Consider the following 14517-nt stretch of genomic DNA (forward strand, 5'->3'; position numbering starts at 1 on the left):
AACATGATTCGGTCCGGATGCCGGGGTACTAGAACCTTTGACGCATGGCGGCTCGTGCGGGCGAGGCGGGAGAACTGAGGGGAGCGACCGGCGCACGGGATCCGGTCGCCGTCCCCGACAGGAGTTCTCATGAGCATCCGTACACCGCGTGCACTCGTCCTGGCCACGGTCGCGCTGGCCGCCGCCGTCGTGGTGCCGGCCGCCACGGCCCAGGCCAAGGACAGTCCCCAGGGAAATTTCGCGGTCACGGTCAACGGCACCACCTACGACCCGGCGCCGGGCAAGGACGTGAAGCTCAAGGACGCGGCCGTCACCGGGCGGATCTCGGTGCGTGGTGTCCACGTCGGCTTCGACATCGATCCGGCCACCCTCGGTGTCTATGACTACACGCTCACCGGTGCGGCGGACCCGGAGCGGATGGTCACCCGGCCCACGGTGGTGTTCGCCTCGAAGGTCCCGGTGCTGACGCCCGCCCAGATCGGCCCGGCCGCTCAGGTGCGGATCAAGGAGCTGAAGATCAAGGACGACGACGCCACCGTCGTGCTGGGGGTCACCGGCGGCACGATGAAGTTCCAGGCCAAGGACTTCGCCCAGGGCGGGATCTTCCAGCAGGAGCCGGAATTCGGTTCCGACGTGGAGATCGTGCACACCCTCGGCCCGGAGCTGTTCTACTTCACCAACGAGTTCACCGGGAAGATCAACTTCGGTGACGGCCGCGACCCGGTGACGGCGGCGGCCAGCAGCGCCGGCTATCACGAGATGCTGCTGGGCAAGGACAGCCCGCAGGTGGCGACCAAGCTCTACCAGGACGGATCGGTGACCCGCTGGTCGGTGGCCTCGGGCGGCCGGATGGGCGGCGTGCTGGGCGAGGATGCGATCGAGCTCTCGCAGGGTGCGACCAACTGCACCTCCCAGTGCCAGGCGCAGAACCGGATCCGCGGGTCGCTGCCGGTGCCGCCGCTGCCCGTCGACCCCACGCCGCTGGGCGGCTGAGCCGGGGAGAACGGTGCCGGAGGACGGTCGGCCGCCCTCCGGCACCACGGTTCTCAGTGGAGGGTCAGGAGCTCAGGCCGTCGAGCTCGCCGCCCTTCGCGGCGTCGATCCAGGCCGAGAACTCGCCGGGGCTGAACCGGAGCGTGGGACCGGTGCCGTGCGACTTGGTGTCACGAACCTCGACATTTCGCCCGTTTCGTCGCATTTCCACGCACTGGCCTCCGCCGCCACTGGCCTGGGCCTTGATCCAAGGGGTCTGCGTACTCATGTCGTGTACTCCTCGAGTCGGACGGACTTCTGCATGAGCGTTGCCCAGACGTCCCGGTAGGCACGGAGCTTGCTTTCTTTTTCCAGGTACCGGGCATCTGTCTGCGACTCCAGATAGACCACGTCGGTGTCTGGTTCGGTGAATTCCAGCAGGGTGAAGGCCCCGCTGCGTAAACCCGGGTGCGCGCCCGCGGACCAGGGCAGTATCCGAACCTCGATGTTGGCCTTCTCCTCGGTCAGTTGACGAAGATAGCGCACCTGTTCGCCCATGATGTCGGCCGAACCGATGATTCGGTGCAGCGCCGATTCACCGATGACGGCCGCGATGAATGGTGGCTCGGCGCTGTTGAAGGCGGTTTCCATCCGGGTTATCCGTAACGCCGCGTCACGTCGGCGACTGGCTTCGTCCATGCCCTCACCGATCGTGAGAAATTCGTGGTAGCGCGGAGTTTGGAGCAGGCCGTGGATCAACTCAGCGTCATAGGTCCGGATTGCCGCAGCCGACTGCTCGAGATCGAGGTAGAGACCGAACCCGGGGATCAGGACGTCGTTGAAGTCCTCCCAGATGTTTTCCTCGTCGGCCTTGCCGGCCAGGTCGGTGAGCCGGTCGGTGGTGGCCTCGTCGGCGCCGTACATGAAACACAGTGCGCGGATGTCGGCGTACTTGTAAGGCCCTTTTCCTGCCTCCATTCGCCAGATCTTCTGCCGTGACCCGACCGACCTGACGTCTTCCGGCCGTTTACCGGCCTTTTCCCGGAGCTTCCGGAGTTGCCGGCCCAAAGACCTCCGCCCCATCCCCGACCCGCTGCTCATACCGGGGAGTGTTCCATTCGCTGGATTCGACGGGCGAGTAGCAAACCGGGCGTATCGAATGTTGTCACGCTCTCGCCGTCACAAAACGTTACGTTGAAGTGAGGTGGCGGATTGGCCGAAGCTAATTGTTGGCGGGGGGAGCCCGGTGTGTTCGCTGCACCGGTCAATGCCATACGACGGGGGTCGAACCCATGCACGAGCAAGCTGCCCTGAAAGGCGAAAGACCCGCGAGACCGGCTGCCGAACAGTGGCTCGGCCGGATCGCCATCGATCTGCGCAATGCCCGCGACTGGTCGATCGGCACACTGGAACTCGAGTTCCAGCTGAATGCCGTCACGGCCTGGTTCGGTTCCCGGGTTCTCGCGGTGATGGATCGGGATCAGTTGCGCGACTGGATCATTCACCCACGGGGCACCCGTCTGCCGGTCGACGACCTGATCTGGTCGGCCCAGTACGGCTCCACCTATGTGGCCATCGGCCTGGGCTCGGAGTACCGGCTCAGCGACGCGTCCGTACGAGAACTCACGGCGGTGGTCTGAGATGACCGCCACCACACAGCTCGAACCCGATCACCGGCCGACCGGCGGTTTCTGCGCCTGCTGCGGGGCCGTGTATCCGTGTGCCGCCGTCCGCCGGCAGAGCCGCGACCAGCCACCGGCCCGGGAATTCCTGGTGCCGATGTCCCGGTTGTCGCGCCTGCGCGAGGAAGGCGGCACATCCGCCCGGTAGTCACCGGAAGGCCCGGCGGTACGTACGGTCACGCGAAACGCACCGGCAGAGAGGCTTTCTGGGGTACGGGCGAGTAAGGGGGCTGATCAGGCCAGCGGGGGCTGATCAGCCCCCTGGGCATTCCGGATTTGCCGTCCGTTCGCGATGAACGTCGTGAAACCAGCTTTCTGGCGGGGGTTTTCCCCCGTCCTTTCTCGGTCGAAGGGCCCGTTCACCGAAATCCTGGGACTCAGTCCGGTAGTTGCTCTGACAAGCACTCCCGCATTTGGAAAACTGTCGTCGTGCGTCAGGCGAATGCCGGTTCTGCCGGTGAGCTTTTCCGGAGGTGGCCGTGACCGAGTTCCGGGTGCCTCGTCAACGTGGCCCGGTCTCCATGGTGCTGCCCTACGCGATGGTCAGCCACGGCAGCGGGCGGCGCATGCTGTCGCTGGGGCAGGAACTCACCATCGGCCGCGGTGCCGGGGTGGGCCTGCGCATCGCGCACCAGCCGGCCGACGACCACGTGTCCCGGCTGACCGCCACGCTGCGCACCCTTGAGGACTGCGTGCTGGTCCAGAATCGTTCCGTCACCAAGCAACTCGTGCTCCGGCCGCTGGTCGGGGCGCAGCGGCTGCTGGAACCGGGGGCCGCCACGACGTCCATGCCGTTCACCGAGTTCTTCGTCGTCGTGACCGGCAGGTTCGGCCGGGAGTACGCGGTGCACGTCGACGTTCACGACCTCACGCCCGACCTGCCGGTGCCGGTGGCCGACCCGGAACGCACCGTCGACGGCACGGCGATCGATCTCACCACCCAGCAACGCCGGTTGCTGGCCGCACTCTGCGAGCCGATGCTGACCCGCACCGGCGCGCAGGCGGTTCCGGCCACTTACCGGCAGGTCGGCCTGCGGGTGAGGTGCAGCGCCGGCTACGCGCGTGCCGTGCTGCGCCGGCTGCGGGAGCAGCTCGCCGCGCAGGGGGTGGCGTCGCTGGTCGCCTTCAGCCTGGAGAAGGTCTACGAGGACTTCCGCCCCGCCCTGGCCCGCTGGGCCATCAACAGCGGCACGATCACGGCGGCCGACGTCCGGGCGCTCGATGCCCGCGCCTGAAACCGGCGGGTGGGGAGACCTGACGGAAGACGACGAGGAGCCCGCGGACGCGGTCACCCTCGGCGGTTGCCCTCGGACGGCGTCCGGGGCCAGCGGTCCCATCGACGTCTCCGGTCTGCTGGCGGCCGATGACCGCGAGTGGCTGGCGGGCGGTGCCGAGCCGAACGGCTGGTTCGCCGGTCCGGCCGGTGACCCGGATCGCTATCAGCTGCTCGGGCCCGGGCTGGCCGGTGGGGAGGGCGACATCTGGCGGGCCCGCTACCGGGGTGACCTGACCTCACCGCTACCGGTCGCGGTGAAACGGCTGCGCCGGCCCGCGAACACGGGTGACGACTGGCCCACCCCGGCCGACCTGCGCCGCTGGGAAGATCTGCGGGCGTTGCTCCTGATCATGCGGATCGACCATCTGGTCAGCGTTCTCGACGTCTTCGTCGGCCCGCCGCCGCACCCGCAGGGCCTGGCCGGCGGGCCGGGATCCCCGGTCACGCCGTACGTGGTGATGGAGTGGGTGCCCGGCCCGACCCTGGCCGACGAGTTCGGCGGGGTCGCGGCCACGGCCCAGACCCTGGACACCCGGTTGCGGTACGTCGAGCAGGTGGCCGGCGCCCTCGATGCCCTGCACTCGCGCACCGTCTCGGCCGGCAACCCCAGCCTGCACCGCGACGTGAAGCCGCTGAACTGCATCCTCGCGCCGGATCGCGGCGTGGTTGTGGTCGACGTCGGCACGATGCGGCGCATGGACGACGGACGTGACCTCTCCGGTCGCCACACCCCGGCGTACACGGCGCCCGAGGTCCTGCGCGATCCGATGGCGGCCCGGCACCCGGCCTCGGACCTGTACTCGCTCGGTGCCCTGGCCTGGTTCTGCGTCGTCGGGGAGAACCCGCCCGCGGCCGGTGACCCCTCGGCCCCCGACCGGGCCCGGCTGCGGGCGCAGGTTGCGGCGCGGGCCGCCGGGGTGCCCGACCCGGTGGCGTTCGCCGCCCACCTCGCCGGGATGTTGTCGCACGATCCCGGCACCCGTCCCACCGATGCCCTGGTCTGGGCGTCCCGTCTGCGCGGCCTCGGACCCACGCCGAACCGGAGACCGAAAGCTCTTCTGATGGCGGTGGTCCTGATCGCGGTGGTGGCCGCGCACCTGGTGCTCCTGCCGTCGGCGCTCTCCCGCCACATCGGAATCGACGGCCATATCGGGACCGACGGCCGCGCCGGAACCGACGGCCGCGCCGGAACCGACGGCCGCGCCGGGACCGGCGCCGCGGCGGTCTCCGGGGGTGCCCGGGCGGCGCTCCCGTCGTCCGTGGGTGTGAAGACCGGCACGCCCCAGGCCCCGGACCCGGCCGGGCGACCCGGCCCGCGGCACACCGGGTCCGGCCCGTGGCCCCTGCCGCCGGTGACCGGTGACCTGGCCGGTTTCGCGCGACCGCACAACGGCGCCAGGATCGGGCGCTGCCCGGTGCTGACCGGCCCGGCCGACCTGCCCAGGGGCCGCACGCTGCTGTTCTCGGTCGAGAACCTGAGCGCCGGCGACCGGATCCGGCACGTCACGCCGATCCACGGCTGGAGGCAGCCGGCCACGCTGCACCGCTGGCGCCTGCGGCCTCCGGTGGGCCTGCCCTCGGACCCGCTGGGTGAGCGCTACCGCCTGGAACTGCTCGTGGTGCCACTGGACGAGCTGAAGGCACAGGTGCGGGCCTCCGGCGGTTTCCACGCCCCGGCCGACAGCGAGGTGGCGGCAAGCCTTTTCGTCAGCCGGGGCAGCCGGTCAGCGGTGGGGTGCCCGGACGGTTTCTAGAACTCGATCTGGATGCGGGCGATCTCGGCCGACAGCGGGCCGAAGATCTCGCGGCGCAGCCGGTTGTGCTCGTCGTCCTCGTCGTAGGTCCGGTACGCGGCGGCGTCGGCGAAGTCGGCGGTGATGGTGAAGTCCCAGTTACCGGTGCGGAGCCCGGCGTCACGGCCGACCCGGACCCCGCTCATCCCCTCGATGTCCAGCGCGACGATGCCGGCCAGGCCCTGGTCGAGCAGGCCGGTGTCGGCATCCGGCTTGAGCCGGCCCATCACGACGTTGCGGATCATGTGCGTCTCCAGGTTCGGCCGATGCGGGTCGGGTCGATGCTAACGCCGGGCGCGTGAGCCGGACGAGGGCGGCCGGACGTGACGAAAGGCGCCGCCCGGCACACCGGACGACGCCTTTCGGAAGGGACTCGCTGGAACAGGGAAGCGCTACGAACCGGACTTGCGCCGGAACATCTGCTGGCTGCCGGAGGTCTCGGGGCCGTGGGCCCCGCCCACCTTGCCGCCGCCGGCCACCTCGGGCCGGTGCAGGCCGTCGTTGGCGTGCTTGCGTTGCAGAGCCTCACGGAACTTGCGCTTCGTGTCGGAATCGACGTGGCTGTCGGGCATGACCGCTCTCCTTTACTGGGGGTCGGCATCCATTTTCCGCGTCCCCAGCTTGACAGCACCGTCGGCGGCGCGCCACAGCATTTCCGCCGACCGGGTTACCGTGTCGCCTCGTCGCTGCTCACCGCGTTCACCGCCCGGAGCACCGAGTCAGCCTTCAGCCGGACCTCCCGCCACTCCTGTTCGGGGTCGGACAGCACGGTGATGGCCCCGCCGGCCCCCACGCTCACCGTGTCGCCGTCGTGCACCAGGGTGCGGATGACGATGCTCAGGTCGGCCGTGCCGTTGACGCCCAGGTAACCGAGGGCCCCCGAGTACACGCCCCGGGCGCGCTCTTCCAGCCCGGTCAGGATGCGCATCGTCCGGATCTTGGGTGCGCCGGTCATCGAGCCGCCGGGGAACGCGGCTTGCACACAGTCCACCGCCGTGCGCCCGGGAGCCAGGTCGCCCTCCACCGTCGAGACCAGTTGGTGCACCGTGCTGAATGACTCGACGTGCATCAACCGGGGGACGACGACAGAACCGGCCCGGCACACCCGCCCCAGGTCGTTGCGCAGCAGGTCGACGATCATCAGGTTCTCGGCGCGTTCCTTGACGTCACTCTCGAGTTCCTTGGCCAGACGGGCGTCTTCGGTGGGGTCGGCGGAGCGCGGCCGGGTGCCCTTGATCGGCTTGGCGCTCACCCGGCCGGAGCGGTCGACGCGCAGGAAGCGTTCCGGTGACGACGAGGCCACGCTGAACTCGCCGAGATCGAGGAAAGCGCCGTAGGGGGCGGGGTTCAGCCGCCGCAGGCGCCGGTGCACGTCGAGGGGGAGCAACTGCGTGGGGACGACGAAACGCGTGGTCAGGCACACCTCGTAGCTCTCGCCCGCCTCCAGGTGACGCCGTACGGCCGCGATGTCCTGGTGGTAGCGCGTGCGGCCGCGCTCCGGCCTGGCGACGGCCGGGGCCGGATCGGGTGGGGGTGCCGGTGCGCGGTGCCGGAGCGACGTGATCAGCCCGGAGGTCTCGGTGATCCAGGCGAGAGACGGCTCGGGGGAAGCATTCTCGGGGTCCAGCGCGACCAGGTAGACGTCGTTCTGCTCGTGGTCGAGCACCAGCAGGCGGTCGGCGAACAGCAGCACCGCGTCTGGGTGCGGCGACCGGTGCGGGCTGCGGTTCGCCGGGTCGCCGTCACACTCGTAGCCGAGATAGCCCACGTAACCGCCGGTGAAATCGAACGGCAGGTGCGGCGGCTCGGTCACGGTGAACCGGTCGAGTCGGTCGTGCAGGTGGTCGAAGAGGTTGCCCGGCACGAGGCGCTCGCCGGTCCGGTCCGTCACCCGGATCGTACGGGAATCCGCTGCGTAGCGCAGGGTTTCGCGCAGGGGCCCGCCCGGACCGCAGGTCAGGTAGGAGAACCGGCCGCCGGTCGCGCTGTCCAGCCAGGCGGCCGGGGAACCGCTCCGCAGTGCGGCGAACGCCACCTCGGCGTCGACCGGGCCGGGAATGCGGCGCACGGTGACCCGGAGCCGGGTCTTCTCGTCGTCCGTTGATGTGAGAGGTTTTTCGGGGGCCGGACGGCTGCGCCGGCGCGGCGGGGTGAGGTCGCGGAAGTTCTCCAGGATGCGCAGGCCGTTCCGGGTGAGGATGGATTCCGGGTGGAACTGGACGCCGAACAGTGGTGCGTCCGTGGCCTCCAGGGCCATCAGGGTGCCGTCGTCGGCCCATGCGGTGGCGATCAGGCCGTCGGGCAGGGGCTCCGGAACGGTCAGCGAGTGGTAGCGCACCACCTGGCTGTGCTGCGGGACGCCGGTCATCAGCCGGCCGCGGTGGTGCACCCCGCTGAGCCGGCCGTGCATGATCCGGTCGGCCGGTGCGGTGCGCGCGCCGTACGCGACGGCGACGGCCTGATGACCCAGGCAGACGCCGAGCAGCGGTACCCGGGCGGTGCGGGCCCAGGCGATGGCATCGGCGGAGAGACCGATGTCGGAGGGATTCTCCGGGCGTCCCGGGCCGGGGGAGATCACGATGTTGTCGAAAACGCCCGCGTCGCCGGACATCAGCGAGGCCCAGTTCCCGTCGTCGTTGCGCACCACGGTCGGCTCCGTGCCGTTCACCGTGGTCAGCTGCTGGAACAGGTTGTAGGTGTAGGAGTCGTAGTTGTCCACGAGCAGTGTCCGGAGCGGACTGCGTTCGCGCGTCATCGCGGACTCCTCGGGTTCGGGGGCCGGTATCGTAAGTCACTCCCGGCCCGCAGATCCTGGATTGTCCACAGATGCACCCGATCGGTGTGACCCCGCCCCAGCCGATGCTCTGGCAGGGGCCCGGCAGATTCGTGCCCCTCGGGCGGGCGGCCGGGCCGTCGCCGCAGGCCGCCGATTCCTGGCTGGTCGACGAGGGCCGTTGCCGCGGAATCGCCGAGCACCGCGCGCGTTTCGTGGGCAGCTGTGACCGCCCCGCGTCGCAGACCACCAGGTTCCTGGACGACGTGCTGGCCGCCCTGCCCCGCAGCGGCCGCTGGTTCCCCCGCGTGGACTGCACGGACGGCGAGCTGACCTACTGGCTGCGCCCGGCCCCGCCCCGGCTGGACGAGGTGGTGATGGGGCTGCCCGGCGTGGTCGATCCCCGGTCGCGACCGGAGGTGAAGGGGCCGGACCTGGCGAGGCTGGGGGAGCTGAGGCGGCAGGCAGGTCGTGTGGGGGCCGGGGAGGCGCTGCTGGTGTCGGGGGATGGGGACGTGCTGGAAGGGGCGCTGAGCACGCTGCTGTGGTGGCGCGGTGAGGTGCTGTGCTGCCCGCCGGAGGGTGCGGGGCTGCTGCCCGGCGTGACCCGGCGCCTGCTGTTGCGGCTCGCGGCCTCGTGGGCCCAGCCGGTGCGCTTCGAGACGGTAGCCCCGGCGGATCTGGACGGGCTGGAGGTGTGGTCGGTGAGCGCCCTGCACGGCATCCGTGCGGTGGTCGGCTGGTGTGGGCCCGTCGGCGGCAGGGCCGCGACGGTGCACGCGGAGCCCACGGCGCCTGCCAGGCCCTCGGCGCACGCCGAGCTCGTGATGCACGCCGAGCTCGTGATGCATGCCGGGCCGGCCACACATGTTGCCGAATGGCAGGCCGCCCTGCTGGCCCTGGCCGAGCCCCTGCCCTGAACCAGCCGTCGCGGCACGGCGATTCAGCCCGGCGAGAACCAGGCCCAGCGCCAGGTTAGTCGTCGAAGACAACCCCTGCCTCCTCCGCCGTGGCGATCAGCGCCCCGATCCGTTCTGGCGCGTTGACGACCTCGGCCATCACCGAGCCCAGCGCCGCCAGCGCCTCACGATCGGTGCCGTAGGCGCAGAACATGCCGCCCTCCGGATCGAACTTCAGCCGCCCGTCGAGCTCGGGCACCCGGGTGCGGATGAGCCACTCGGCCATCCCCTCCCAGAAATAGCCGTTCGGTTCGTGACCCGCCTCGTCGACCGCCGTGTCGGACGGGGTGTCGCCGGCGGTCAGGAGCAGGGAGTAGTGGCCCGGCGTGGTTTCGACCAGTTTCAGCGGCTGCATGTGGCGATCATGGCAGCGACCACCGACAGAATCGGATTGCGCGGCAAACGGCGAGAGGGTGGTCCAGCTTTCGCTGGACCACCCTCTCGGTGGGTCGGGGTGACAGGATTTGAACCTGCGGCCTCTTCGTCCCGAACGAAGCGCGCTACCAAGCTGCGCCACACCCCGGTGGAGCGGTCGTAACCTTACCCGACCACCGGGCCAAGACTGAAATCAGGCCCTCGGGGTCAGGGTCAGCAGGGTCGCCTCGGGCCGGCAGGCGAAGCGCACCGGCGTGTACGGCGAGGTGCCCAGACCGGCGCTGACGTGCATCCACGCGTCGTCCGGGTCGGTGCCGTCGCCCGGGTAGCGGGAGACGCCCTTGGCCCGTCCCCGGTCCAGGTCGCAGTTCGTGGTCAGCGCGCCGAAGCCGGGCACGCAGAGCTGGCCGCCATGGGTGTGCCCGGCCAGGATCAGCCCGGCCCCGTCGGCCGTCATCGCGTCCAGCACCCTCAGGTAGGGCGCGTGGGCCACGCCGATGGTGAGCGAGGCCGAGGGGTCGGCCGGGCCGGCCACGTCGGCGTACCGGTCCCGCTTGATGTGCGGGTCGTCGACGCCGACGAACTCCAGCAGCAGGTCGTTGATCTTCAGCTGCTCACGGCGGTTGTCGAGGTCGATCCAGCCGCCCTCGCGGAAGCCGTCGACCAGCTGCTGCGTGGGCAGCCGGTTGCCGTGAATGCGCTTCTTGCCGCCGTAGGGCAGCAGGTAGCGGGCCGGGTTCTTGGGCTTGGGGGCGAAGTAGTCGTTCGACCCGAGCACGAACACCCCGGGCAGCCTGAGCAGGTGCTCGTGGGCCTTCAGCACGGCCGGCACGGCCTCCGTGTGGGCCAGGTTGTCGCCCGTGCTGACCACCAGGTCGGGTTCCAGGGCGGCCAGGCCCCGCACCCACTCCAGCTTCTTCGTCTGGTTCGGCACCAGATGCAGGTCGGACAGGCAGAGCACACGTAACGGCGAGCTTCCCGCGGGCAGAACCGGCACGCTGAACCGGCGCAGCGTATAGGCCCGGGCCTCGGCGAGGGACCAGCCCAGTCCGGCGGCACCGGCGGCCATCACGGCGAGGGGAAGCTTCACGGATGTGCGCATTCGGACATCCTCGCAGGTCCGGCCAAGTCCTTCGCGGCGAACCGGAAACTGCGGCGGGTGCGACATCCGTGCAGCTCATCGCCGTCCACAGGTAGTGACGGGGTGGTGGGACGACGGTGGCCGTAAATGATGCGGGCCGGATGGTGCCCCAGTGCGAAGATGGGCCCATGCCCGACTCCCCGACCGGCCTCAAGGCCCGCCTGCGTTCCGACCTCACCACCGCGATGAAGGCCCGTGACGCCATCCGTTCCAGCACGATTCGGATGGTCATGACCGCCGTCAAGGCCGAGGAGGTGTCCGGTGACGTCGCCCGCGAGCTGTCCGACCAGGAGCTGGTCACCGTGCTGACCCGGGAGGCGAAGAAGCGCCGCGAGGCCGCTACCGCCTACGACGACGCCGGTCGCGGCGAGCTCGCCGACAAGGAGCGCGCCGAGCTGGAGGTGCTGTCCGGTTACCTGCCGAAGCAACTCTCCGACGAGGAACTCACCGCGCTGATCGCCGAGGAGGTGGCCGCGAGCGGGGCCTCCGGCCGGGCCGCCATGGGCGCCGTGATGAAGGCCGTGCGTGGCCGAGTGGCCGGGCAGGCCGACGGCGGACGGGTGGCCGCCGAGGTGAAGCGCCAGCTCGGAGCCTGATTCGCGGGTTCCGGTCCAAGAGATCGCGACACTGAAGAGCTTTGAGTCAATAATCGACGAAAGCCGGAGACCTGTGAGGGTTTCCGGCTTTCGTCGTAGGTGCTAGCGGCCGCCGCCCCCGCCGGTGTCGTTGCCGCCGCCGTTGTTGCCCCCGCCGTCGAAGGGGTTCACGGTCTCCCCGTCGTCCCCCTCGTCCTGGTCGTCGTCCTCGTCGTCGCCACCGGTGTTCGGCCCGGCGCTGAGGTAGAGCGTGACCGTGGTGCCGGTGCTGGCCCGGCCGGACGGGTCGGTGCGGGCGACGGTGCCGGCGGGCTGGTCCGAGGTCTCCAGCTCACCACTCGTGGCCACCGTGAAACCGGCGTCCTCCAGGGTGTCCTGCGCCTCGTCCGGGCTCATCCCGATGACGCCCGGGATGGTGGCCGAGGGGGTCTGGGTGAGCTTGTCGTCCGCCTCCGGGAAGTCCTTGATCTTCTTGCCCTTGAGCGCCGACGTCATGATCTCCTTCCAGATCGGCGCCGCGATCGAGCCACCGTAGACCTGCGTGTAGTAGTGGCCGTTGACGTAGAGGTGGCGCATCGGGTTGCGCTTGCCGTTCACCGTCTCCGGGCCGACCCAGACCGACGTGGCCAGCTGCGGCGTGTACCCGACGAACCAGGTGTCCTGCGAGCCGTTCGTGGTTCCGGTCTTGCCGGAGGCCGCCTGGCCGCTGGCCAGCGGGCCGGTGGCGGACGCGGTGCCCGAGGTGAACACCTTGCTCAGCCCGAGGGTGACGGTGTTGGCCACGTCGGCGTCCACGGTGCGCTTGCAGTCCTTCTCCGGCACCGACAGCTTCTTGTCGTCCCGGTCGGTGATCGACGTGATCACGATCGGTTTGCAGTAGATGCCGCCCGAGGCGAACGTGGCGTAGGCGTTGGCCATGGTCAGCGGCGACTGACTGGCGACACCCAGCACCACCGAGGGCACGCAGTTCGGGATCTTGCTGGTCTTCTTGGGGTTGTCCTTGTACAGGTTGCCGTTGATGCACTCGTCGGCCGTCGCCTGGGCGCGATGCATGCCCAGCTCCTCGGCGGTGTCTTGCACGTCGCACAGATCGAGCTGCTGTTCCATGCGGGCGTAGGCGCCGTTCACCGACTGCGCGGTGGCGTTCCACACCGTCATGTTGCTGTTGCCCTCGCTGTCACCGGCGTTGTAGACGGTCCAGGTGCCGGTCATGTTGGTGTCGGCGCAGGTCTTGAAGCTGCTGTTGGCCAGCGAGACCGGGGCGGAACCGTTGATCGGAGCGTTCAGCGACTTGCCCGCCTTGAGCCAGGTGGCCAGCACCACCGGCTTGAAGGTCGATCCGGTCTGGAAACCGGAGGAACCGCCGTACTTGTAGTCGGTGGAGTAATTGATGGTGGTGTTCTTCTTGCCCTTGTCCACGCTGTAGTACTTGTTCTGGATCATCGAGAGCACCTTGCCGGTGTTCGGCTCGACGGTGACCGACGCCGTGGCCACCCGGCTGGGGTCGCTCGGCGGCACGGCCTTCTTCACCGACTGCCACGCGGCCTTCAGGATCTTCGGGTCGAGCGTGGTCCGGATGGTGTAGCCGCCACGCTTGATCGCGTTCGCCCGGGCTTCCTGGCTCTTCCCCAGCGCCGTGAAGTCGTTGCTCTTGACCAGCAGGTTGTAGATGTAGTCGCACATGTAGGCGCGCGTCTCGGCGTTCGCGCAGCCCTGGTAGGTCGGCGTGATCTTCGTCTTCAGCTTGGTCGCGATCGCCTTGTCGCGGGTCTCCTCGTCGATCATGCCCTGCGCGTACATCTTGTTCAGCACGGTGTCGCGGCGGTTGGTGGCGGCCTCGTGCTTGTCCTTGTCGGTGAGGTCGAACTGGGTCGGCGACTGCACCATGCCGGCCAGCATGGCGGCCTGCGGCAGGGTGAGTTTCGCGGCGGTGGTGCCGAAGTAGTAGCGCGCCGCGGCCTCGACCCCGTTCACCTGGCCGCCGAACCAGGAGATGTTCAGGTAGCTCTCCAGGATCTGCTTCTTCGACAGCTTCTTCTCCAGAGCCGTCGCCAGGCGGATCTCCTTGACCTTGCGCGACTTGGTCTGTTCCTCGGCCGCGTCGTACGCCGCGTCGTCGCCCGCCAGGTAGGCGGCTTCCTTCAGGGTGTTCTTCACCAGCTGCTGGGTCAGGGTGGAGGCACCCTGCGAGACGCCGCCGTTGATCTCGTTGACCACCAGGGCGCGGATCAGGCCCTGCGGGTCGACCCCGCCGTGCTCGTAGAACCGCTCGTCCTCGATGGCCACGATCGCGTTCTGCATGAACGGCGAGATCTGGTCCAGGTCGACCGGCACTCGGTTCTCGTCGTAGAACGTGGCGATCAGTGAGCCGTCCGCCGCCAGCACCGTGGTGTTGGCGGCCATCTCGGTGTCCGAGATCTCGCTGGGCAGGTCGTTGAACGCCTTCACGGCGCTGTTCGAGGCCATGCCAGTCGCGCCGATCGCGGGAACCGCGAGGCCGGCCGCGAGGACGCCCGCCACCAGACTCGTCACCACGAAGGCGCCTAGCAGGCCCAGTACGTTGCGTGGGGCGGGTGCCGGCGACATGTCCGTAGGTTAATACGCAACCGAGCGCTGACTACCGGTCACGAGCTGCGGCGCGGTCATCAGTCACGAAGGGGCCGTGATCCGGTCCTGGGATCATCCTGCGTGTTCTGACACTGCATCCGGTGCATCAGGATGTATCGAGCATTGCTCTGTGTGACTCATTCCTGACGCGCTGCATGATTGCCCGTTGATGCGCCCTGCTCCCCATATGGCTTCCTTAAGAGCCCGAAGGGGTGGCGTAACGAATTCGGGGGCTCGAGCGATCGTCAGAGCAGAGATGTCCGGGAAGGGCCAGTTGAACTGCGCGCGACGAATGTTCGCAGGTCAATACGGTGTGACGGGCCGGTCGTGTCAATGATGACGC

General features: G+C 69.3%; 15 protein-coding genes and 1 tRNA gene. 7 read left to right on the top strand and 9 right to left on the bottom strand.

What is annotated here, in order from left to right; genetic code table 11:
* Positions 1-129 precede the first annotated feature (129 nt).
* Positions 130-993: a hypothetical protein gene (locus tag KIH74_RS00190; protein ID WP_214153192.1), complete on the top strand. Its 864-nt coding sequence runs from the start codon at positions 130-132 to the stop codon at positions 991-993.
* A 64-nt stretch (positions 994-1057) separates the two neighbouring features.
* On the opposite strand, the gene KIH74_RS00195 is transcribed toward KIH74_RS00190, so the two are convergent.
* Both KIH74_RS00195 and KIH74_RS00200 read right to left on the bottom strand, forming a co-directional pair.
* Positions 1058-1261, bottom strand: coding sequence for a DUF397 domain-containing protein (locus KIH74_RS00195; RefSeq protein WP_214153193.1), 204 nt, complete (start codon positions 1259-1261; stop codon positions 1058-1060).
* The gene (locus KIH74_RS00200; protein WP_214153194.1) at positions 1258-2073 is read right to left on the bottom strand and encodes a helix-turn-helix domain-containing protein; all 816 of its coding nucleotides are present in this window, start codon (positions 2071-2073) and stop codon (positions 1258-1260) included. Before KIH74_RS00200 ends, KIH74_RS00195 begins: the two co-directional genes overlap by 4 nt.
* Before the next feature lie 191 nt (positions 2074-2264).
* Between KIH74_RS00200 and KIH74_RS00205 the strand changes: the two genes are divergently transcribed.
* The 4 genes from KIH74_RS00205 to KIH74_RS00220 all read left to right on the top strand — a co-directional run bounded on the left by KIH74_RS00205 (position 2265) and on the right by KIH74_RS00220 (position 5684).
* Positions 2265-2612, top strand: a complete 348-nt coding sequence (locus tag KIH74_RS00205; RefSeq protein WP_214153195.1) for a hypothetical protein — start codon at positions 2265-2267, stop codon at positions 2610-2612.
* Between the two features lies 1 nt (position 2613).
* Entirely contained in the window at positions 2614-2802 is a 189-nt protein-coding gene (locus KIH74_RS00210) for a hypothetical protein (protein ID WP_214153196.1), read from the top strand.
* A gap of 331 nt (positions 2803-3133) precedes the next feature.
* Complete coding sequence (locus tag KIH74_RS00215) at positions 3134-3889, top strand: hypothetical protein (RefSeq protein WP_214153197.1); 756 nt, start codon at positions 3134-3136, stop codon at positions 3887-3889.
* Entirely contained in the window at positions 3876-5684 is a 1809-nt protein-coding gene (locus KIH74_RS00220) for a serine/threonine protein kinase (RefSeq protein WP_214153198.1), read from the top strand. The genes KIH74_RS00215 and KIH74_RS00220 overlap by 14 nt, the downstream gene beginning before the upstream one ends.
* Here KIH74_RS00220 and KIH74_RS00225 read toward each other — a convergent pair.
* From KIH74_RS00225 to pabB, 3 genes are all read right to left on the bottom strand, one after another.
* Complete coding sequence (locus KIH74_RS00225) at positions 5681-5968, bottom strand: Dabb family protein (protein ID WP_214153199.1); 288 nt, start codon at positions 5966-5968, stop codon at positions 5681-5683. The genes KIH74_RS00220 and KIH74_RS00225 overlap by 4 nt on opposite strands.
* A gap of 147 nt (positions 5969-6115) precedes the next feature.
* Positions 6116-6295 carry a DUF5302 domain-containing protein gene (locus tag KIH74_RS00230; protein ID WP_214153200.1) on the bottom strand — a complete coding sequence of 60 codons (180 nt, stop codon included), beginning with the start codon at positions 6293-6295 and terminating at the stop codon, positions 6116-6118.
* A 95-nt stretch (positions 6296-6390) separates the two neighbouring features.
* Positions 6391-8478 carry an aminodeoxychorismate synthase component I gene (gene pabB, locus KIH74_RS00235; protein ID WP_246570847.1) on the bottom strand — a complete coding sequence of 696 codons (2088 nt, stop codon included), beginning with the start codon at positions 8476-8478 and terminating at the stop codon, positions 6391-6393.
* 71 nt (positions 8479-8549) lie between these two features.
* On the opposite strand from pabB, the gene KIH74_RS00240 reads away from it, so the two are divergent.
* Entirely contained in the window at positions 8550-9416 is an 867-nt protein-coding gene (locus KIH74_RS00240) for an aminotransferase class IV (protein WP_214153201.1), read from the top strand.
* Between the two features lie 55 nt (positions 9417-9471).
* On the opposite strand, the gene KIH74_RS00245 is transcribed toward KIH74_RS00240, so the two are convergent.
* The 3 genes from KIH74_RS00245 to KIH74_RS00255 form a co-directional block, all read right to left on the bottom strand.
* A complete protein-coding gene (locus KIH74_RS00245; RefSeq protein WP_214153202.1) occupies positions 9472-9810 on the bottom strand; it encodes an Imm51 family immunity protein in 339 nt (112 codons plus the stop codon).
* Between the two features lie 94 nt (positions 9811-9904).
* Positions 9905-9978: transfer RNA gene (locus KIH74_RS00250), tRNA-Pro, on the bottom strand.
* A 45-nt stretch (positions 9979-10023) separates the two neighbouring features.
* On the bottom strand, positions 10024-10932 hold the full coding sequence (locus KIH74_RS00255; protein ID WP_214153203.1) for a metallophosphoesterase: 909 nt from the start codon (positions 10930-10932) through the stop codon (positions 10024-10026).
* A 167-nt stretch (positions 10933-11099) separates the two neighbouring features.
* Here KIH74_RS00255 and KIH74_RS00260 point away from each other — a divergent pair, with 167 nt between their 5' ends.
* Positions 11100-11567, top strand: coding sequence for a GatB/YqeY domain-containing protein (locus KIH74_RS00260; RefSeq protein WP_214153204.1), 468 nt, complete (start codon positions 11100-11102; stop codon positions 11565-11567).
* A 102-nt stretch (positions 11568-11669) separates the two neighbouring features.
* On the opposite strand, the gene KIH74_RS00265 is transcribed toward KIH74_RS00260, so the two are convergent.
* Positions 11670-14153: a penicillin-binding protein gene (locus tag KIH74_RS00265; protein ID WP_214153205.1), complete on the bottom strand. Its 2484-nt coding sequence runs from the start codon at positions 14151-14153 to the stop codon at positions 11670-11672.
* Positions 14154-14517 lie beyond the last annotated feature (364 nt).

This window comes from Kineosporia corallincola (genome assembly GCF_018499875.1).
Classification (GTDB): Bacteria; Actinomycetota; Actinomycetes; order Actinomycetales; family Kineosporiaceae; genus Kineosporia; species Kineosporia corallincola.